The organism is Lutibacter sp. (genome assembly GCF_016342705.1).
GTDB lineage: Bacteria > Bacteroidota > Bacteroidia > Flavobacteriales > Flavobacteriaceae > Lutibacter.
In genome coordinates this window covers 125,946-147,616 of record NZ_JAEINV010000005.1, presented here as the reverse complement: position 1 = coordinate 147,616, position 21,671 = coordinate 125,946, and the positions used below count along the sequence as shown (strand labels likewise).

The 21,671-nt window shown below is 30.4% G+C and carries 18 protein-coding genes and 1 tRNA gene; 9 read left to right on the top strand and 10 right to left on the bottom strand.

The genetic code is table 11. From position 1 onward, the window contains the following. The first annotated feature begins 125 nt into the window (after positions 1-125). A complete protein-coding gene (locus JEY78_RS06510; protein ID WP_291848336.1) occupies positions 126-2,267 on the top strand; it encodes a cation:proton antiporter in 2,142 nt (713 codons plus the stop codon). 326 nt (positions 2,268-2,593) lie between these two features. Here JEY78_RS06510 and JEY78_RS06505 read toward each other — a convergent pair whose 3' ends face one another. From JEY78_RS06505 to folB, 5 genes are all read right to left on the bottom strand, one after another. Beyond that, a complete protein-coding gene (locus JEY78_RS06505; RefSeq protein WP_291848332.1) occupies positions 2,594-4,426 on the bottom strand; it encodes a M1 family metallopeptidase in 1,833 nt (610 codons plus the stop codon). Positions 4,427-4,522: 96 nt separating this feature from the next. Then, a complete protein-coding gene (locus tag JEY78_RS06500) occupies positions 4,523-6,166 on the bottom strand; it encodes a S8 family peptidase (RefSeq protein ID WP_291848329.1) in 1,644 nt (547 codons plus the stop codon). Between the two features lie 8 nt (positions 6,167-6,174). Next, on the bottom strand, positions 6,175-7,038 hold the full coding sequence (locus JEY78_RS06495; protein ID WP_291848326.1) for an MBL fold metallo-hydrolase: 864 nt from the start codon (positions 7,036-7,038) through the stop codon (positions 6,175-6,177). Between the two features lie 155 nt (positions 7,039-7,193). Continuing rightward, a tRNA-Cys gene (locus JEY78_RS06490) sits at positions 7,194-7,264 on the bottom strand. A 97-nt stretch (positions 7,265-7,361) separates the two neighbouring features. Continuing rightward, positions 7,362-7,721: a dihydroneopterin aldolase gene (gene folB / locus JEY78_RS06485; protein ID WP_291848324.1), complete on the bottom strand. Its 360-nt coding sequence runs from the start codon at positions 7,719-7,721 to the stop codon at positions 7,362-7,364. A 254-nt stretch (positions 7,722-7,975) separates the two neighbouring features. Between folB and JEY78_RS06480 the strand changes: the two genes are divergently transcribed. After that, positions 7,976-9,655, top strand: a complete 1,680-nt coding sequence (locus JEY78_RS06480; protein ID WP_291848321.1) for a glutamine--tRNA ligase/YqeY domain fusion protein — start codon at positions 7,976-7,978, stop codon at positions 9,653-9,655. 52 nt (positions 9,656-9,707) lie between these two features. Here the strand turns inward: JEY78_RS06480 and glmS are convergent, their stop codons facing one another. Genes glmS through JEY78_RS06465 form a run of 3 tightly spaced genes read right to left on the bottom strand, consistent with a single transcriptional unit; the run spans position 9,708 to position 13,928 of the window. Continuing rightward, a complete protein-coding gene (glmS, locus tag JEY78_RS06475; RefSeq protein WP_291848319.1) occupies positions 9,708-11,558 on the bottom strand; it encodes a glutamine--fructose-6-phosphate transaminase (isomerizing) in 1,851 nt (616 codons plus the stop codon). 3 nt (positions 11,559-11,561) lie between these two features. Then, positions 11,562-13,097 carry a DUF4270 domain-containing protein gene (locus JEY78_RS06470; RefSeq protein ID WP_291848316.1) on the bottom strand — a complete coding sequence of 512 codons (1,536 nt, stop codon included), beginning with the start codon at positions 13,095-13,097 and terminating at the stop codon, positions 11,562-11,564. A 24-nt stretch (positions 13,098-13,121) separates the two neighbouring features. Beyond that, a complete protein-coding gene (locus tag JEY78_RS06465; protein ID WP_291848313.1) occupies positions 13,122-13,928 on the bottom strand; it encodes a glycogen/starch synthase in 807 nt (268 codons plus the stop codon). Positions 13,929-14,036: 108 nt separating this feature from the next. Here JEY78_RS06465 and panC point away from each other — a divergent pair, with 108 nt between their 5' ends. From panC to radA, 4 genes are read left to right on the top strand one after another with little or no spacing between them, the layout of a single operon-like run. Next, the gene (gene panC / locus JEY78_RS06460; protein WP_291848311.1) at positions 14,037-14,876 is read left to right on the top strand and encodes a pantoate--beta-alanine ligase; all 840 of its coding nucleotides are present in this window, start codon (positions 14,037-14,039) and stop codon (positions 14,874-14,876) included. Positions 14,877-14,914: 38 nt separating this feature from the next. Continuing rightward, a complete protein-coding gene (gene panD / locus JEY78_RS06455; RefSeq protein ID WP_291848308.1) occupies positions 14,915-15,265 on the top strand; it encodes an aspartate 1-decarboxylase in 351 nt (116 codons plus the stop codon). Position 15,266: 1 nt separating this feature from the next. Next, a complete protein-coding gene (locus JEY78_RS06450) occupies positions 15,267-16,241 on the top strand; it encodes a lysylphosphatidylglycerol synthase transmembrane domain-containing protein (protein ID WP_291848305.1) in 975 nt (324 codons plus the stop codon). A gap of 45 nt (positions 16,242-16,286) precedes the next feature. After that, positions 16,287-17,645, top strand: coding sequence for a DNA repair protein RadA (gene radA, locus JEY78_RS06445; RefSeq protein WP_291848302.1), 1,359 nt, complete (start codon positions 16,287-16,289; stop codon positions 17,643-17,645). Between the two features lie 45 nt (positions 17,646-17,690). Here radA and JEY78_RS06440 read toward each other — a convergent pair whose 3' ends face one another. Both JEY78_RS06440 and JEY78_RS15775 read right to left on the bottom strand, forming a co-directional pair. Further along, positions 17,691-18,437, bottom strand: coding sequence for a uroporphyrinogen-III synthase (locus JEY78_RS06440; RefSeq protein ID WP_291848300.1), 747 nt, complete (start codon positions 18,435-18,437; stop codon positions 17,691-17,693). A gap of 17 nt (positions 18,438-18,454) precedes the next feature. Continuing rightward, a complete protein-coding gene (locus JEY78_RS15775; RefSeq protein ID WP_367158770.1) occupies positions 18,455-19,117 on the bottom strand; it encodes a DUF4271 domain-containing protein in 663 nt (220 codons plus the stop codon). A 69-nt stretch (positions 19,118-19,186) separates the two neighbouring features. Here JEY78_RS15775 and JEY78_RS06435 point away from each other — a divergent pair, with 69 nt between their 5' ends. From JEY78_RS06435 to JEY78_RS06425, 3 genes are read left to right on the top strand one after another with little or no spacing between them, the layout of a single operon-like run. After that, positions 19,187-19,906 (top strand): polyprenol monophosphomannose synthase, encoded by a 720-nt coding sequence (locus JEY78_RS06435; protein ID WP_291848298.1) that lies wholly within the window; start codon positions 19,187-19,189, stop codon positions 19,904-19,906. Positions 19,907-19,916: 10 nt separating this feature from the next. Beyond that, the gene (locus JEY78_RS06430) at positions 19,917-21,266 is read left to right on the top strand and encodes a dihydroorotase (RefSeq protein WP_291848295.1); all 1,350 of its coding nucleotides are present in this window, start codon (positions 19,917-19,919) and stop codon (positions 21,264-21,266) included. A gap of 34 nt (positions 21,267-21,300) precedes the next feature. Continuing rightward, the gene (locus tag JEY78_RS06425) at positions 21,301-21,669 is read left to right on the top strand and encodes a DUF4296 domain-containing protein (RefSeq protein ID WP_291848294.1); all 369 of its coding nucleotides are present in this window, start codon (positions 21,301-21,303) and stop codon (positions 21,667-21,669) included. Positions 21,670-21,671: the final 2 nt, after the last annotated feature.

Sequence of the window (21,671 nt, the reverse complement as noted above, 5' to 3'; positions counted from 1 at the left end):
ACAGTAAAACAAATAGTTAAGGGCTAAATTTATTTTTTAATTCATTCAATTAGTCAATCAAATTTATGATTACATTAGCACAAAAATGTGTCATTTATTTGTTGTTTAAATTGTTATAAATTAGAATGTTACTACTCAATATTTTTGAAACAACTTTACCGCTAACGAACCCAGTTTTAAAATTTTTAATAATTCTGGTAATCATTTTAATTACCCCAATTTTACTGAATAAAATTAAAATTCCAGCTTTGTTGGGATTAATAATTGCTGGAGCATTTATTGGACCAAATGGCGTAAATTTAATTTTAAGAGATGATGGAATTATACTTTCTGGAACAGCAGGATTATTATATATTATGTTTTTAGCCGGACTTGAAATTGATTTAGTTGATTTTAAAAAAAACAGTAAAAAAAGTTTAATATTTGGGCTATTTACATTTTCAATTCCAATGATAATTGGAATATTTGTAGGGATTTATGTGTTAAATTTTTCAGTAATTACGTCTGTTTTATTAGCAAGTATGTTTGCATCACATACCTTAATTGCATATCCAATAATTAGCAAACTTGGAGTTACTAAAAATAAAGCTGTAACGGTTGCTATTGGTGGCACAATGATCACCGATATTTTAGCATTATTAGTTTTGGCCGTTATTGTTGGAATGACTTCAGGCGAAGTAAACACCGCATTTTGGTTACGACTTACAGTGTCAGTGGTTAGTTTTGGCTTCTTTGTAATTTTCTTTTTTCCAATAATTACCCGATGGTTTTTTAAAAAAGTTGAAGACAATATTTCTCAGTACATTTTTGTTTTAGCCATGGTGTTTTTTGGAGCTTTTTTAGCTGAATTAGCAGGTATTGAGGCTATTATTGGGGCTTTTTTAGCTGGACTTTCCTTAAATAGATTAATTCCTAGAACTTCAGCACTAATGAATAGAGTTGAGTTTGTTGGGAATGCCATTTTTATTCCATTTTTTTTAATTGGAGTTGGAATGTTAATAGATTATAAAATGTTTTTTAAAGATTTTGAAACTATTAAGGTTGGTGCTATTATGATTATAGTTGCAACTTTTGCAAAATTTATGGCTGCCTGGCTAACTCAAAAAACATTCAACTTTACAAAAGATGAAAGGCGTTTAATTTTTGGGTTAAGTAATGCGCAAGCTGCAGCAACTTTGGCGGCTGTTTTAATTGGTTACAATATTATTTTAGGTAAAAATGAATTTGGAGAACCAATAAGATTGTTGAATGAAAGTGTTTTAAATGGTTCAATTCTAATGATTTTATTTACTTGTACAATAGCATCTTTTGTGGCCCAAAAAGGAGCAACAAATATTGCTTTGTTAGAAAATTCAGATACGAAAGAAGAGACTACTATAAAAGAAAAGATTTTAATTCCAATTAGCAATGTTGAAACAACCGACGAATTAATTAACCTTGGAATTACAATAAAAACTAAAAAAAATAAAGATGGTTTGTACGCTTTAACCGTTGTTAATAATTCAACTACAGATACTAATGCACATAAAAGTGCTCATAAAATTTTAAGTAATGCTACTAAAATAGCTTCAGCATCAGACAATCATTTACAAGAATTATTACGCTATGATGTAGATATTTCAAATGGTATTTTAAACGTTGTTAAAGAACATAAAATAACCTATTTAATTTTGGGATTACATCAAAAAAGCGAACTTTCAGATTCTTTTTTAGGTGATTTAACCGAAGGTGTTTTATCAAAATGCAATACAACAACCTTTATTTATAAATCTAAACAACCTTTAGCAACTGTTAAAAGACATTTAATTATAATGCCACCAAGAGCCGAAAAAGAAATTGGTTTTCCTTTTTGGCTGATAAAAATTTGGAATATTGCGAAAAATACGGGTACAAAATTAGTCTTTTACGGTACGTCTGAAACGTTAAATTATATTTTTGAAATAAACAAAAACCATCCTGTAGCATGTGAATTTAAAGAGTTTGAAAAATGGGATGATTTTGAAATAATTTCTAAACAAATTCAAAAGGATGATGCTATTATTGTGGTTGTTAGCAAAAGAGAGCAGCAATTAAAAAATCATCTGTCTCAGTTGAATAGCGACTTAAATAAATCATTTAAAACTAATAGTTTTATTCTTATTTACCCACTTCAAATTTATAATTCAATCTCTAATCAAATTGATTTAAAGAATCCTTCAATTTTAGAACCTATTGAAAAGTTAGATGAAATTTCTAAAACTATTTCCAAATTGTTTAAATGGAAATAAAATTAATGAATGTTATAATTTTTTGAAAATTCTTCCAAAGTCATAGGTTTAAGGCACTTGAGTTCGTAGTGTTTTAAATATGTTTTGTAATTTCTAATAATTACATTCGAAATATTTTCTGAGGTAAATTTGTTTAAAATTGAGGTTGTATTCATGGTATAAAAGTTTGGGGTTAATGGTCTTTTATAAATTTTTTGTCTTCTAATTTTTAGAAGAGTTCTCGAAATTAAAATAAAAAATTTATAATTCCAAATAAAAGTCCGTTTGTTTTTTATTTTAAACCATTTAAATACAATAAGATACCGTTTGTTTTATTTTTAATATTATTATTTTTCAAATAAATTATTTGAAGTATTTATGTCAGCCATTAAACCCAAAGGATCAATTTTAACAGATTTAATTTCTTTTGAAACAGAAAAACTATAGGTTGTGTAAGCCCAAGCCCAATCTTTTAAAATGGTGTCATTTGTTGGCTTTTCACCCAACATCATTCGTAACGGAATATAAAATTTTTCTTTTGTTCCATCAAAATAAATTATTTCCAAATCAATTGGCATTGGCATTTGCCCAACTCTAGCTAAAGTTATTTTATTAGCATCTACATTTGCAATGGCGTAATCTATGGTATGATTGGTTTCAATCCACTCGTTTAAATACCATTCTAGTTGAATTCCTGAAACTTTTTCGGCAACTCTTTTAAAATCGTTTGGTGTTGGATGTTTAAATTTAAAATCGGAAAAATATTTTTTAATGGTTTCTTTTAAATTTTTCTCTCCAATAATATAATTTAATTGTGATAGAAACATACTTCCTTTTGTATAACTGCCAATACTAAATGCTGCGTTTGTATTAAATTTATCTGCGTGTGTTGTAAGCGGTTCATCGAGTTCATTTTTTACAGCGTAAAAATAGCCTTTATAACTATTTTCATTTGGAACATCCTCAATCCCCTTCATAATTTTATTAGAGGCTAAAGTAGAAATATAGGTGGTAAATCCTTCATCCATCCAAGAATGTTTACTTTCATTGGTTGCTAAAACATGTTGAAACCAAGAATGTGCAAATTCGTGATATATAAGTCCTCTAATACTCCCTAAAGTTTCTCCGCCAGTAATAAAAGTGCACATAGCATATTCCATTCCACCATCACCTGCTTGTATAACAGAATATTGTTTGTAGGGGTATTCTCCAATATTCTCATTAAAATAATTCAACGCTTTTTCTACATATGGTTGTACTTCTTTCCAAGCTTTTTTATATTTTTCATCATTTTTATATAAAAAATGTAGTTCAGTGCCAAACTGTGTTTTTAAAATATCATGCGTGTAATTTGGATCTGCGGCCCAGCTAAAATCATGAACATTTGGAGCAATAAAATGCCATGTTAATGTATTTCCTTTTTTAATTTCCAATTTTTTTGATGAATCTTCATAACCGTGTCCAACTTCTTGTGGGTTTTGAAGATAACCTGTTCCACCAATTGTATAGTTTTTATCAATAGTAATAGTCACATCAAAATCTCCCCAAACACCATGAAATTCACGAGCAATATATGGATTTGCGTGCCAGCCTTCAAAATCATATTCCGCTATTTTCGGATACCATTGCGCCATTGAAATTGCTACATTGTCTTCATTATTTCTTCCTGCACGTCTAATATGAACAGGTAATTGTCCTTCAAAAACCATATCAAAAATTACAGTTTCGCCTGGTTTGAGTGTTTTATTTAAATTAACCTTTAAAACAGTTCCTTCCGCAACATATTTAACAGTTTCTCCATTTTCTTTTAATGAAAGTACATTTAAATACCCAATTTCATTAGGGTTTAATTTTGAAATTCTACTTTCATATTTTGGATTAATCTTTGTTCCAATGTTTGTCACCATTCTTTCGTCTGGATCTGGAACGCTTTGCAAACGGGCATCCATTTCACTTCCTGGTTGAAAAGCATTATAAAACAAGTGATAAAATACATGCTCTAATTCATCTGGAGAATTGTTAGTGTATTCTAATTTTTGAGTCCCTTTATATTGAAACGTTTTTACATTAAAATCAACATCCATTTTATACTTTACATGTTGCTGCCAATACGTAGTATTATTTTGTGCAGAAAATGTTATTGTATAGATAAAAAGCAGTAAAAACAGGGATTTTTTCATTTTAAAATTTATTAAACAGTGCAATATAACTTATAACGCTATAAAACAAAAAAGCACACCCTTTTGGAGTGTGCTTTTTAACAGAAAATTATAATATTATTTACCGTTTACCATTTTATCAGCTAAAAGCAACGCGTTGTATGCATTTGCTACTTTTCCTGAAACTGATAATGCTGAGAAATATGCTTTTTTGCCATTTTCCCCTGGCACTAATACTTCCATATCTATTTTAGTTCCTGAATTCATAATAATATGTTTTACTTGACTTGCAGATAGTTGAGGATAGTAAGATCTTACCAAAGCAGCAACACCAGCAACTTCTGGAGAAGCCATTGAAGTACCATTGTATTTTGCATATTCGTTTTTAGGAACCGTAGAATAAATTTGAACTCCAGGAGCAAAAACATCTACATTTAGTTTTCCGTAGTTAGAGAAATTTGCTGGTAAGTTTTCATCATTATTAACACTCATAGCCCCAACGGTTAATACGTTATCTACATATTCCACTACCTTATCAGCAGAATCGTTTGGCCAATTTGGTTTCACATCAATATCTTTATTATCATTACCAGCAGCGTGTACTAATAACACATCGTGTTTTTCAGCGTATTTAAAAGCATCAAAAACCCATTCTTTGTTAGGAGAATAGTTTTTACCAAAACTCATATTAATAACTTTTGCGCCGTTATCTACTGCATAACGAATTGCTAAAGCAACATCTTTATCACGTTCGTCACCATCTGGCACCGCTCTAACTGACATTAATTTTGCATTTGTTGCAACACCATTCATTCCTACACCATTATTTCTTGTAGCTAAAATAATTCCGGCAACATGTGTTCCGTGAGATTCTTCGTCTTTTGAACCGATTACATTTCCGTTTCCATAAACAACATCTGTAATATCTTCTGGATTATCACCTACAATTGCTCTTCCATCAAAATCAAAATCGTAATTTTTGTTTTTCTTTTGAGTTTCATAATACTCGTTAAATTGTTCTTCGTCTAAACCTCTTCCAAACAGAGCAGCTAAACCTTGTACTTGACCTTTTAGAGTTTCGTCTTCAGTTTCAATTGCATTTAAATCTTCTAAAGAAAGTGTGGATTTTCCAATGTGTTTTTTTACAGCATTTATAGTTTCATCTATTTCAGCTAAACGTTCTAAAGTAGTAAAATGTCTTGAGCCAGAAGCTTCATATGCTTTTACATATTCTTGATATTTTTCAAAATCTGCATTATCTTCAGCGCTTATATCTTCAATTGTTTTACCTTCAAAACGAGGGTTTAATTTAGCAACAATTCTTGTTATTTCTAATTGCTCTGGAGCGGCAACGCCGTTTCCACCTAAAAAATTCCATCCATAAATATCATCAATATATCCATTTTTATCATCGTCAATTCCATTTCCTGCAATTTCTTTAGTATTCATCCAAAGAACATCTTTTAAATCTTCATGTTCAATGTCAATACCGGAATCAACAACTCCAACAATTACTGTAGTTCCTTTTTTCCCTTCTAAAAATTTATATGCTTTTTTTAAGCTCATTCCGGGAATAGTATCAGTAGCTAAATCTGCATGAGCCCAATGTTTAGATTGCTCTTCTGTTACTGTTCCTAATTTGGCTGATGTTATGTTTACAGCTGTATCCATAGTTGGAACTGCCATATTTTTAACAGAGCTACAACTTGTTAACGTTAGTGTAGCTATCGCTACCAAATACGTGTATTTAAATATTCTCATGGTGTTTATTATTTATTAAAAACTTCGTTAAATTTATATGTTTCGTTTAATCGTACTCCTTTTTCGGTTTGTTTTACGGTGCACAATTCATTAGTAGCATCGTGTTCTAAAAACAATAGATAATTATTGTCAGCTGCTTTATTTAAAAATTTTGCTTTTTCATCCATTGTTAATAATGGTCTGGTATCATAACCCATAACATACGCTAACGGAATATGACCAACGGTTGGCAATAAATCTGCCATAAAAACAATGGTTTTATTTTTATACTGAATGTGTGGAATCATTTGTTTTTCAGTATGCCCGTCTGCAAATAAAATATTGAAACCTAATTCGGTATTTTGTGCAAAATCTCCGGATGGAAGATTGACAAAATTTAATTGTCCACTTTCTTCAATTGGATTGATATTTTCTTTTAAAAAAGATGCTTTTTCTCTAATATTTGGTTCTACTGCCCATTGCCAATGATTTTTATTACTCCAAAACTTCGCATTTTTAAAAGCGGGTTCGTAACCAGTTCTATCTTTATTCCATTGAATGGCACCTCCACAATGGTCGAAATGTAAATGCGTTAAAAAAACATCTGTAATGTCATCTCTATGAAATCCGTGTTGTGCTAATGAAGTATCTAAAGAAAAATTTCCAAAAAAGTAATAGTATCCAAAAAACTTGTCTGATTGTTTGTTTCCAGTTCCTGTGTCAATTAAAATAAGTCTGTTTCCATCTTCAATAAGCATGGTTCTCATACTCATATCAATTAAATTATTTGAATCTGCAGGGTTTGTGCGTTGCCAAATGGTTTTTGGAACTACACCAAACATAGCACCTCCATCTAATTTAAAGTTGCCTGTTTCTATAGGGTAAATTGTCATACTATATTAAAAATATTAATTCAAAAAATTAACTAATATTCAGTACTATATCGTTTTCAGTTAAGTTTTTGGGTATTACAAAGATACATTTTTTTAAATCTATCTATATGTTAAAGAAATCAAAAAAACCTAAGCTTATGCTTAGGTTTTTTTTGAGGCATCGAGCGGATTCGAACCGCTGTAGGAGCTTTTGCAGAGCCCAGCCTAGCCACTCGGCCACGACGCCTTAATTGGATTGCAAATTTAAGTAATTTTAGTAAGTTGGCAAGTTTTTTTTAGAGTATTGTTTGTTTGCTGCAAAAATTAAATTTTAAAGTATAAAATTAGCTTCTCTTTTTGCTCATTTCTATGGTTACCATGGCAACATTTCCACCAATGGGCGGATTTAATTTTGAAACTGCTACTTTAGCTTCTTTAACAATGGGTATTTCTGTTAAAATTCTATCTAAAATACGTTTGGCAACTTCTTCTAATAACTTAGAGCGAATAGCCATTTCTTGTTTTACTATTTTATTTAAATGCACATAATCTACTGTGTCTTCAAGGTTATCCGTACGAGCGCTTTTAGATAAATCTGCTTTTACTTTTAAGTCAACTCGGTAATCTGAACCAATTTTACCTTCTTCAATTAAACATCCGTGGTAGGCGTATACTCTAATATTTGTGACTTTTATTGTTCCCATTTTATGAAATTTATACAAAGATAACTTGTTTTAACTAAAAATGAATGGTTTTTTGCTTTTGCATTAGGGATTGAGTGACATGTTTGAGCTCTTTTTTAAGTGTTTTTTTGCACTTTAAAAAAGCGAGTAACGAAAGCCCGACCTGAAAAGGAATGCCCAAAATTGAAATTAACAGTCGGTACTATTGTGTCTCTTCTTATTTTTAGTTGATTTGCCGAAAAAAATCAATATTTTTGTAGCTTATTATTGAAATTATGAGTGAAGAAAAAAAATCTCTGAATTTTTTAGAGCAAATTATTGAAGAAGATTTAGCTAATGGTTTGCCAAAAGAAAAATTACGTTTTAGATTTCCGCCAGAACCAAACGGATATTTACACATTGGCCATGCGGCATCAATTTGTTTAAATTTTGGCCTGGGTTTAAAATACAATGCGCCAGTTAATTTGCGTTTTGATGATACAAACCCAGCAAAAGAAGAACAAGAATATGTAGACTCTATACAGCATGATGTGCAATGGTTAGGTTTTCAGTGGGATCAGGTATTGTATTCTTCAGATTATTTTCAGCAATTATATGATTGGACACTGGAATTTATTAAACAAGGAAAAGCCTATGTTGATAATCAAAGTTCGGAACAAATGGCTGCTCAAAAAGGCACACCAACGGAGCCAGGAATTGATAGTCCGAACCGAAATAGAAGTGTTGAAGAGAATATGGAACTATTTTTGAAAATGAAAAATGGTGAATTTGAAGAAGGATCTCATGTGTTGCGTGCAAAAATTGATATGAAACATACCAATATGCATATGCGCGACCCAATTATGTATAGAATTTTAAAAAGACATCATCATAGAACTGGAAATAACTGGTGTATTTATCCAATGTACGACTGGACTCACGGTGAATCTGATTATTTAGAGCAAATTTCGCATTCCATTTGTACACTAGAATTTAAAAGCCATAGAGATTTATACGATTGGTATTTAGATCAAGTTGTTGATGCAGATAAATTACGACCAAAACAACGTGAATTTGCCCGTAGAAATTTAAGTTATACGGTTATGAGTAAGCGTAAATTACTGCAATTGGTTGAAGAAAAAATAGTTACTGGTTGGGACGATCCGCGTATGCCTACAATTTCTGGTTTGCGTAGAAGAGGTTATTCTCCAGAATCTATTAGAAACTTTAGCGAAATTGCTGGAATAGCAAAACGAGATAATGTTACTGATGTTGCATTGTTGGAATTTTGTGTTAAAGATCATTTAAATAAAACGGCGCCAAGAGTAATGGCAGTTTTAGATCCCATAAAAGTGATAATTACCAATTATCCTGAAGAAAAAGAGGAGTTTTTAGATGCCAGTTATAATGATTATGAAGATGGTTTTGGGAGTAGAGCAATCCCTTTTTCTCGCGAAATTTATATTGAACAAGAAGATTTTAAAGAAGAAGCTAATAAGAAGTTTTTCAGATTAAAATTAGGAAGTGAAGTACGTTTAAAAAATGCTTATATTATTAAAGCTGAATCTGTTGTGAAAGATGAGGCTGGTAATATTACCGAAATTCATTGTACTTACGATGAAGATTCTTTAAGCGGAAGTGGTACTGAAGAGAGCAAGCGAAAAGTAAAAGGCACTTTACATTGGGTATCAGTAAAACATGCCGAAAAAGCTGAAGTAAGAGTATATGATCGGTTATTTACGGACGAGGCTCCTGACAGTTATAAAGACAAAGATTTTAAAGAATTTTTAAATCCGGATTCATTAAATATTATTAAAGCTTTTGTAGAGCCAAGTTTAAAAACTGCAAAAATATTAGATAGATTTCAGTTTCAACGTTTAGGCTATTTTTGTGTTGATAAAGACACAACAAATGAACATTTAGTTTTTAACAGAACAGTTCCACTGAGAGATAGTTGGGCTAAAATGGGAGAATAAAAATAAAAAAGGAGGCAATTTTAAGCCTCCTTTTTTATTTTTTGGTGTTTTTTTATTCTACCGTTACAGATTTTGCTAAATTCCGAGGTTGGTCTACGTTGCAACCTCTCATTACTGCAATATGATATGAAAGTAGTTGTAATGGAATTGTTGATAATAATGGAGTAAAAGGCTCTACAGTTTCAGGAATTTCAATAACGTGATCTGCAAGTTCTTTAACAATGGTATCACCTTTAGTGACAATTGCTATTAATTTTCCATTTCTAGATTTTATTTCTTGAATGTTGCTAACAATCTTATCATAATGTCCTTTTTTAGTAGCAATAACAATTACAGGCATGTGTTCATCAATTAATGCTATTGGACCATGTTTCATTTCTGCAGCTGGATAACCTTCTGCATGTATATATGATATTTCTTTTAATTTTAAGGCACCTTCTAATGCAACAGGAAAGTTGTATCCTCTTCCTAAGTATAAGCAATTTGTAGCATCTTTATAGATAGCTGCAATTTTTTTAATTTCATCATTTATTTTTAATAACTCCTCAACTTTTGAAGGTATTAAAGTCATTTCTTGTAAATAAGAATTAAACCTTGAATTTGAAATTTCGCCTTTAAGGTTTCCTAATTTCAAGGCCATTAAAGCTAGCACAGTAATTTGTGTAGTAAAGGCTTTTGTTGATGCCACTCCTATTTCTGGCCCGGCATGTGTATAAGCTCCTGTATCTGTTTCTCTTGCGATAGATGATCCAACTACATTGCAAACACCAAACACAAAAGCTCCATGAGATTTTGCTAATTTAATTGCGGCTAAAGTATCAGCAGTTTCACCAGATTGAGAAATTGCAATAACTACATCATTTTTATTAATTATTGGGTTTCTGTATCTAAATTCAGATGCATATTCTACTTCAACAGGAATTCTTGCTAAATCTTCAAATAAATATTCAGCTACCAATCCTGCATGCCAAGAAGTACCACAAGCAACAATTATAATTCTGTTGGCATTTAAAAATTTACCAATATTATTATCAACGCTCCCCATTTTAATAATGCCTTTACTAGCTAATAGTCTTCCTCTATAAGTATCTTGTATGGCATGTGGTTGTTCGTGAATTTCTTTCAACATAAAGTGTTCATAGCCACCTTTTTCAATTTGCTCTAAGTTAAGTTTAAGTTGTTGTATATGGGGTTCAACAAAAGAATCGTCTTTAATTTTTCTAATTCTAATTTCTTTACCTAGTTTAATAATTGCTAATTCCTCATCATCTAAATAAATAGCATCTTTTGTATATTCAATAAAAGGTGAAGCGTCTGACGCTACAAAAAATTCTTCATTATTTTCTCCAATTCCGATTGCTATTGGGCTTCCTAGTCTTGCTACAATAATTTCGGTAGGTACATTTACATCAAAAACAGCAATAGCATAAGCACCAACAGCTGTTGAAAGTGCCATTTGAACTGCTTTCCCGAGTTTACAATTGTTTTTAATTTTAACTTCTTCAATTAAATTAACTAAAACTTCGGTATCTGTATCGCTTTTAAATGTGTAGCCTCTAGCAATTAACTCTTTTTTAATAGTATCGTAGTTTTCTATAATACCATTATGTACAATTGCAATATTGCCTGAATTGGAAAAGTGTGGATGTGAATTTTCATCATTAGGAATTCCGTGAGTTGCCCATCGTGTATGACCAAGTCCAAGTGTTCCTTTAATATCATTTTTTTCGGCAATTTTCCTTAGTGATGATACTTTTCCTTTAGTTTTATAAAGTTTTACATTTTTACCATCAGCTAAAACAATTCCTGCGCTATCATAACCTCTGTATTCTAACCTTTGCAATCCATTCATTACAATTGGATATGCTTCACGATGTCCTAAATAACCCGTTATACCACACATAGTTTATTTGTTTAATTCAGTATATGAAATTTCTAGCTTCACTCTTTTATCACCAGAACTTGCATTTTGGTTATATAATACAACTCCTTTTGGGGTCCAACTATATTCTTTTATTGTTAAGTCAGTAACACTTGTAACTGCATCGGTAGGGTTGTTATATACTTTTATTCCTAATTTAACAAGGTCTAAAGGTTCATCTGCTTTTAATAATTCAGAAATATAGTCTGTGATTTTAAAAACATATTTATAAGGTTTACCATCATCATCATTTTCAAGAAGACCACCTACAACAGCTGAGCCTTCAGTGGCCATATCTGTAATTTGAGTGTTTTCTTGGTAATTGTATATCATTAACCTTTCAGGAGCAATGTTGCTAGATGCATTTTGGTCTACATAAAAAGTTAAACGAGCATCATTTATTAGCCAGTTTTTATTTTGTAATTCACTCAAATTTTGCCCAACAAATAAATCTATTGTAGCTAAAGATCCAGCGGCTCCTTGAACATATAATCTATCAGGACCACTTTGTTTTGAATTGGTATAATCTCTATTTAAAGAATTAGACTTTAATGATGTAAATGAAAATGTATAATTATGGTTTGTTCTAACACCAGTTTCTCCTTTTGTACCATCTCCATCCAAATCTTGATCTGAAGTTTCATCAACAGTTTTAGAATAATAAATGGTCATTTTAGCATTTACCATACTTAATGAAACTAAATGGGCATTATTGTTTGATGATGTTTCTGCTTCAAAATAAAGGCCTCTAAAATAGTGGTTAAAATTATCGATTGTACTAAATTCTGACCCTGAAGCATTATCAACAAATAATTGTTTAATTATTGCTTTATTAAGTGGTATTTTAATAGATGGTTTTTTATCGGTTTCTTTAATTGTATCTGTTTTATACACAGTTTTTCCATCTAATTCATACCTTTTTATGTATGCAACGGTATCATCCGGGTTTACTTTAAAATCTTCTGAAAACAAAGGAATGTCACCTTTTTGAAAAACTTTATCAGAATAATAAACGGCTGTTTTACTTGGGTCGTTTGGATCTAAGGTGTTTAAAAAGGTTTTTAATTCATAAACGCTTAATTTAAAAGCTGTTTCGCTATTGCCAAAAACTGAATCAACAGAAAATTTTGGTTTACCATCGCTATAATCATCTTCTGCAGTTGATTGGTAAGGAATATTAACTAATACAGAATCAATGGTGGTATTAATTCCATATCCATTTACATAAGCTTCACCTGTTGATGGTAATAATAGTTGAGCAGCAATAGATGCTTTTAATGTTCCAAATTCATTATCAGAATAAACGCCTAATAGGTATTGCGAAATTCCATTTGAAGGAACTCTTTCTATATTAACATTTTCTGAAGTAACTTCTGTTACAAGCACATCTTTATCAAAAACTTTATTATCAATAAGGTTTACTCCAATGCTTTCAATTTCTTTTTCACAAGAAATTATACTTAAAACAAAAAGGGCTAAAAGCCCAAAGTTTTTAAATTTTTGTACAACTTTTGTTGTCATATATAAAATGCTGTTTTTTATAATTTATAATACCTGTGTTAAATAAAAATTTGTGTAGGCACTATCAAATTCGTCCGCTGAAAAGTATTCTAAGACAGGGTTTTTATAATTTTTTAAATGGCTTATTATTTCAGGTGCTAATTTAGAACTAGCTTTAATTACTGCATCTGAGTTATCAATTGCATTAATTAAAATATTTGAATGATTTGGATTTGTAAGTGATTCTACTTTTGAATCGCTAATATTGTCAAATTTTACTTTATTAGCAAATTCAGTATTTAACGCACCTTCAAAACCATTATTATATAATGATGTTATTATTTTACTATTAGCAAACAAAGCGTCATCTTTATAATACTCTTTTATATACAGAGGTAAAAGTGAAGCCATCCATCCATGAACGTGGATTACATCGGGTGACCAGTTTAATTTTTTAACTGTTTCTACAACTCCTTTTGCAAAAAATATGGCTCTTTCATCATTATCATCAAATAAATTATCTTCTTCATCGGTAAAAAGCGCCTTTCTTTTAAAATACTCGTCATTATCAATAAAATAAACCTGCATTCTTTCTTTCGGAATTGATGCAACTTTAATAATTAATGGCATATCCATATCATTAATTACCAGATTCATACCTGATAAGCGAATAACTTCATGCAGTTGGTGCCTTCTTTCATTAATTAAACCGTAGCGAGGCATAAAAATTCTTGTTTGCCCGCCTTTATCATGAATCATTTTAGCAGCCTCAAAAGAACTAGTTGACAACTCATTCTCAGGTAAATAGGGTACAACTTCTGAAGAAACAATCAATACTCTCTTATCTCTCATAATCAAACTCTTTATTTTAAAGATTATGCAAAATTACGAAAATTTATGTAGATTTTGACTTGAAAAATGTAAGTTTGCACGCTTTTAACGTTTATTAACAAATACCTTATGTTAGTTTTTGCTAAAATAAAATCGATTCAACAAAAAATAAAATCGTTGCCAAAAGGAACTACAGTTGGTTTTGTACCTACTATGGGAGCGTTGCACCAAGGGCATATTTCTTTAGTTGAAAGGGCAAAAAAAGAAAACGACCTTGTAGTTGTTAGTATTTTTGTGAATCCTACTCAATTTGATAGAGAAGAAGATTTGGTAAATTACCCAAAAACAATTGATGCAGATTTATCGTTATTAAAATCGGTTTTTTGCGATTTAGTTTTTACGCCAACTGCGGAAGAAATTTATTCAAATAATATAAAATCTGCATCTTTTAATTTTGACGGCTTAGAACATCAAATGGAGGGGAAATTTAGACTAGGACATTTTGATGGTGTTGGTACTATTGTAAAAAGATTATTTGAAATTGTAACTCCTACTAAAGCTTATTTTGGAGAAAAGGATTTTCAGCAATTACAAATAATTAAAAAAATGGTTGTAAAAAACCAACTTCACGTAAAAATTGTTCCTTGTGATATTTTTAGAGAAGAAGATGGTTTAGCAATGAGCTCAAGAAATGCAAGGCTGACAAAAGAGCACAGAAATATTGCTCCGTTTATTTTTAAAACATTAAAACAAGCCAAAATTGAATTTGGCACAAAAAATGCATTAGAAGTTATGCAATGGGTTGAAAATGAATTTAAAAAGCAGCCACTTTTAGAATTAGAATATTTTGAAATGGCCGATGAAGAAACACTTTTACCTATAAAAACTAAAAATAAAACGCAAAAATATAGAGCTTTTATAGCCGTTTTTGCTGGAAATATTAGACTTATTGATAATATAAGTCTATAAAAACTAACATATTAACACAAAATTATTATTTTTGCACCATGCAAATACAAGTAGTAAAATCAAAAATTCATAGAGTAAAGGTTACTGGAGCCGATTTGCAATATATTGGCAGTATAACCATTGATGAGGATTTAATGGATGCTTCAAATATTATTCAAGGAGAAAAAGTTCAAATTGTAAATATTAACAATGGTGAGCGCCTTGAAACATATGCAATTCCTGGTCCTAGAAAAAGTGGTGAGATAACCTTAAATGGTCCTGCAGCTCGTAAAGTTGCTAAAGGAGATATTGTTATTATTATTTCATACGGAGTTATGGATTTTGAAGAAGCAAAATCTTTTAAGCCAACGCTTATTTTTCCAAATGAAAATGATAATACCTTAACTTAATTTGAAATTAAATTTTAAAAAGATAATTTTTATAATACTCCCAATAGCCTTGGGAGTATTTTTAATTTGGTACTCGTGGTCTCGACTTTCCCCAAGTGATATCTTTTCTATTGAAACATCTTTTAAAACTGCCAATTATTGGTGGGTAGTATTATCTTTATTTTGTGGTGTTCTTAGTCATGTTTCCAGAGCTTATAGGTGGCAATTTTTACTAGAACCTTTAGGTTACAAACCAAGACTTGCCAATAGTGTTATGACCGTTTTAATGGCTTATTTATTAAACCTATTTGTGCCAAGATCTGGTGAGTTTGCAAGAGCGGCAAGTATTAAAAAATATGAAAACATTCCTTTTGAAAAAGCTTTTGGAACTATTGTAGCCGAGCGAGTTACAGATGTAATTATGTTGTTAATAATAATGGGAATTGCATTTTATTTGCAAACAGATTTAGTAAGTAGCTACATATTTAAAGATGATGGTCAAAGCAGTTTTTATTCAAAAATTATCATTTTTGTTGTGTTACCAATCATTGGATTTGCAACATTTAAATTACTTCAAAAATCATCAAACCCCATAATTCATAAATTAATAGAATTTATTAACGGTCTGTTAGATGGTGTGAAAAGTATTTTTTCAATGAAAAAAAAGTGGAAATTCCTTTTTCATACACTCTTTATTTGGGTAATGTATTTGTTAATGTTTTACGTAGTAACTTTTGCTTTGCCAGAAACAACTAATTTACCTTTTGCGGCAATAATTGTTGGTTTTGTAGTTGGCGGATTAAGTATGGCATTAACCAATGGAGGTTTGGGCTCTTATCCAATTTTTGTTGCAAGTGCACTTATTTTGTATAAAGTTGATGATAATCCAGCACGTGCTTTTGGTTGGATAATGTGGACTGCACAAACAATAATGGTTATTTTATTTGGTGGACTTTCATTTTTACTAATTCCAATTTACAATAAGTATAAGAAGTAATTCTTCTTTTCTTACTATATTTACTTTTTTCAATAAAACTTAAAAATGGCTAAAGCAAAAACAACCTTTTTTTGTCAAAACTGTGGTACCCAATATGCAAAATGGTTAGGGCAATGTAATTCTTGTCACGAATGGAATACCATTGTTGAAGAAGTAATTCAAAAGGAAGAAAAGCGCAATTGGAAGCAAACACCTACCACTAAAAAAACAAATAAGGCGTTAAAAATTAACGAAATTCCGTTTGATAAAGAAGATAGAATTTCTACCTTAAATAACGAATTAAACAGGGTTTTAGGCGGTGGTTTGGTGAAAGGGTCTATGACACTTTTGGGTGGTGAACCCGGCATTGGGAAATCTACATTACTATTGCAAATTGCCTTGGGTATTCCAAAAAGAGTTTTGTACGTTTCGGGAGAAGAAAGTCAATCTCAAATTAAAATGAGAGCGGAACGTCTTCAAAGTAAAAACACTAATTGTTTAATTTTAACCGAAACAAATACTCAAAATATTTTTAGAGCTATTGAAGAAGTGCAGCCAGATGTTGTAGTTATTGATTCTATTCAAACATTACATACCGAATATATTGAAGCATCTCCTGGTTCTATATCTCAAATTAGAGAAACTACTGCTGAGTTTATAAAATTTGCTAAAGAAACAGCAACACCTGTGCTTTTAATTGGCCATATAACTAAAGATGGAGCCATTGCTGGTCCAAAAATTTTAGAGCATATGGTGGATGTGGTTTTGCAATTTGAAGGCGACAGAAATCATACGTACAGAATATTAAGAGCCAATAAAAATCGTTTCGGCTCCACTGCAGAATTAGGAATTTATGAAATGCAAAGTATTGGTTTGCGGGAAGTTGAAAATCCTTCAGAAATATTAATATCTCAAAAAGAAGGCGATTTAAGCGGTACTGCTATTGCTGCAACTTTAGAAGGAATGAGGCCTTTAATGATTGAAGTTCAGGCACTAGTTAGTACAGCTGTTTACGGAACACCACAACGATCAGCAACAGGGTATGATACTAAAAGATTAAACATGTTACTAGCTGTGTTGGAAAAACGTGCAGGGTTTAGATTAGGCGCAAAAGATGTGTTTTTAAACATTGCCGGAGGTATAAAAGTGGACGATCCTGCAATTGATTTAGCTGTAATTTCTGCTATTTTATCGTCAAATGAAGATGACGCTATTCCGCAAGATTTTTGTTTTGCTGCTGAAATTGGTTTAGCTGGAGAAATAAGACCTGTAAATAGGGTTGAACAACGAATTTTAGAAGCTGAAAAATTAGGATTTCATAAAATATTTATTTCAAAATTTAATAAAATAAGCAAATCTTTTACATCTATTAAAATAGTTAAAGTGGCAAAGGTTGATGATATTTATGCAAACTTATTTGCATAAAAAAAACCGAGTATAACTCGGGTTTTTTATAATATTTAATAAAACTTATTTTTTATTTACTTCCGTAATGTATTTTTCTAATGCCATTGTCATAGAAGGCGTTTCTGGAGTTGGCGCAGGAATATTAATTTTTAAACCCGCATCTGTAGCAGCTTTAATTGTTGAATCTCCAAATGCAGCAATTCTTGTGTTATTTTGTTGAAATTCCGGGAAATTTTTAAATAACGAATCAATTCCTGATGGTGAAAAGAACACCAAAATATCGTAAAAAACATCTGTTAAGTCAGATAAGTCACTCGTTACAGTTTTATAAAAAATACCTCTATCCCATTTTACACCCAAGTCGTTTAATATTTCAGGAACAATATCTTTTAACTTGTCTGATGATGGTAATAAGAATTTTTCATCCTTATACTTTTTTATAATTTTTGCTAAATCAACAAAGGTTTTTTCACCAACATAGATTTTTCGTTTTCTATAAACAACATACTTTTGAAGGTAATACGCAACAGCTTCTGATTCACAAAAATACTTCATAGAATCTGGCACAACAAATCTCATTTCTTCAGCAATTCTAAAGAAGTGATCTACTGCGTTTCTGCTAGTTAAAATAATTGCGGTATAGTTTTTTAAATCAATTTTTTGAGCTCTTACCTCTTTAGCCTGAACACCTTCTACATGTATAAATGGGCGGAAGTCAATTTTAACTTTTTGCTTTTCTATTAAATCTGAATAAGGTGAGTTTTCGGCTTTTGGAGCTGGTTGGGAAACCAAAATTGTTTTCACTTTCATAAACTTCAATTTTGTCTTTAAATGGTTAGTTTTAAAATAATCACAAAAGGTGCTATTTCAAGTGCGCAAAGGTACAAAATAAAATAAAATATGTTATTAAAAATTAGGTTTTTATTATTGTACAATAGCAAACTGTATCGTAAAACCAGTAATAGTAATGAAAGGAAGAGTAGAATATTGAAAAATAACACTTTAAAACTGTCTGTATATGAGTAAATAATTAAAAAAGGCAATACCCATAAGATTAAGTTATTAAAATAATTTATTTTGTCGTAAACTATTTTTCTAAATGTTTTTTGAAAACTTAAAATTTCTGCTAAAAATATACCAATTAAGTAGTGTATTAAAAAGTAGGAAACAATACAAATAAGTATCACGCCATATCCTTTAGCTCCATAAATACTTGTATTTATTTTAAAAAAATAATTTACATGATATGTAATTAAAGATATTACTAAAACTTTAATTAAAAAAAATGTTATTTGAAAGAGATTAAAAATGATGCTTTTTTCTTTATTAAAATAAATTAATAAAAATCTTTTTTGAAGAAATAAAGTACTACTATGTAGAATTCTATCATTAAACAATAATTTGTTAATTGTTAACAGAAATAAAATCACCAGGAAAACTAGAGTAATCCAATCGTTATTTTGTGAAATTATTTCTTTTGCTTCAAACATGAACTTAAGTTAAAGTTTAGAGGCAAAATTAGCAATAAATTGTTTTATCTTTGCCCATAATTTTGCTATATGTCAAAAACACTTGTAATAATACCAACATACAACGAAAAAGAAAATATTGAAGCCATTATTAGAGCTGTTTTTTCTCAAGAGAATAATTTTGACATTTTAATTGTTGATGACAGTTCGCCAGACGGAACAGCTGAAATTGTTTCTCAATTACAATCAGAATTTTCAAACTTGTTTATTGAAGTAAGAAAAGAAAAAAATGGTTTGGGAACCGCCTACATTCACGGATTTAAATGGGCGCTTGCTAAAGGATATGAATATATTATGGAAATGGATGCAGATTTTTCGCACAATCCATCAGATTTAATTAAACTTTATAATGCTTGTGCAGTGGATGGTGCAGATTATTCAATTGGATCTAGATATGTTAATAATAAAATAAATGTGGTTCAGTGGGATTTTAAACGTTTGTTTTTATCATATTTTGCTTCAAAATACGTTAGAATAATTACTAGGATTCCAATTTATGATACTACAGCTGGTTTTGTTTGTTATCATAGAAAAGTATTAGAAAGTATTAACCTAGATAATATTGAATTTGTAGGTTACGCATTTCAAATTGAGATGAAGTTTAATGCTTGGAAAAGAAAATTTAAACACAAAGAAGTTTCTATTATCTTTACAGACAGAAAAAGAGGAACATCAAAAATGAGCTCATCAATAATTTCAGAAGCTATTTTTGGTGTAATTAAAATGAAACTAAAAGGATTGCAATCATAAAGAAAAAAACATGAGTTTAACACTTATAAAAAACGCTCAAATTGTTAATGAGGGAAAGATATTTGAAGGAGATGTATTAATTGACGGCGAATATATTGTTGATATTGATACATCTATTAGTTTAAAATCTTCAAATACCACTGTAATAGATGCTGAAGGAAAATATTTATTTCCAGGAGTTATTGACGATCAAGTTCATTTTCGTGAACCTGGTTTAACCCATAAAGCTACTATAGAGTCGGAAAGTAAAGCTGCTGTTGCTGGTGGAATTACGTCGTTTATAGAAATGCCAAATACTGTTCCACAGGCTACAACACAAGCATTATTAGAAGAAAAATTTGAGATAGCAGCAAACTCTTCTGCTGCAAATTATTCGTTTATGTTTGGCGGAACTAATGATAATTTAGAAGAATTATTAAAAACAGATCCAGCTAATGTTGCTGGAATAAAACTATTTTTAGGTTCTTCAACAGGAAATATGTTGGTGGATAATGAAGAAGTTTTAGAAAAAATATTTTCTTCAACAAAAATGTTAATAGCTGTTCATTGTGAAGATGAAGCAACTATTAAAAAGAATTTAGAAACGTATTTACAAAAATACGGAGAAGATATTCCTATTGAATTGCATCACAAAATAAGAAGTGAAGAAGCTTGTTATTTGTCGTCTTCAAAAGCTATAAAATTAGCAAAGAAAACAGGCGCTCGTTTGCATGTTTTTCATTTATCAACAGAGAAAGAAACAGCGTTATTTTCAAATAAAACATCTTTAGCAAAAAAACAAATTACGGCTGAGGTTTGTGTGCATCATTTGTGTTTTGATGAAGAAGATTATAAAACAAAAGGAACGCTCATTAAATGGAATCCGGCGGTAAAAACAAAAAAAGATAAAGAAGGTTTATGGAAAGCCTTAATTGATGATAAGATTGATGTAATTGCCACAGATCACGCACCACACACGCTGGAAGAAAAACAACAAAGCTATACAAAAGCGCCAAGTGGAGGTCCTTTAGTACAACACGCCTTACCAGTAATTTTAAAAGCGTATAAGCAAGGGTTAATTTCTATAGAAAAAATTGTGGAGAAAATGTGTCATAACCCTGCAATAATTTTCAAAATTGAAAAAAGAGGATTCATTAAAAAAGGATATTATGCCGATTTGGTGTTGGTTGATATAGCTTCACCTTGGACAGTTAATAAATCTAACATTTTATACAAATGTGGCTGGTCTCCATTTGAAGGAGATACTTTTTATTCAAAAATTACACACACCTTTGTAAATGGAAATTTAGTGTATAAAAATGGTATAATTAATGATACATTTAAAGGGAAACGATTGAAGTTTAATAGAACAAATGAATAAATTTTTAAGCATATTATTTTTAAGTATTTTTTTAATGAATTGTACTAGTAATACAATTATTAAAAAGCCAGACAATTTAATTCCGGAAAATCAAATGGTTGATTTGTTAACGGACTTATTGGTGGCTTCAGGAGCTGAAAATGTTAAAAACCTGCAGTTAAAAAGAAAAGTAAATTATTACCCATTAGTATTTGAAAAATACAATATTGATAGCGTTCAATTTAAAGAAAGTAACTATTATTATTCTACAAAAGTTGATGAATATAATCAAATTATTAGAAAGGTAGAAACTCGATTAAGCGATATGTTAAATCAATACGAGAAAGAACGAAGAACCAAAGATTCATTATCAAATTTTAAAAATGTATTAAGGGATCAAGAAGTTGATGCTTTTGTGAAATAATT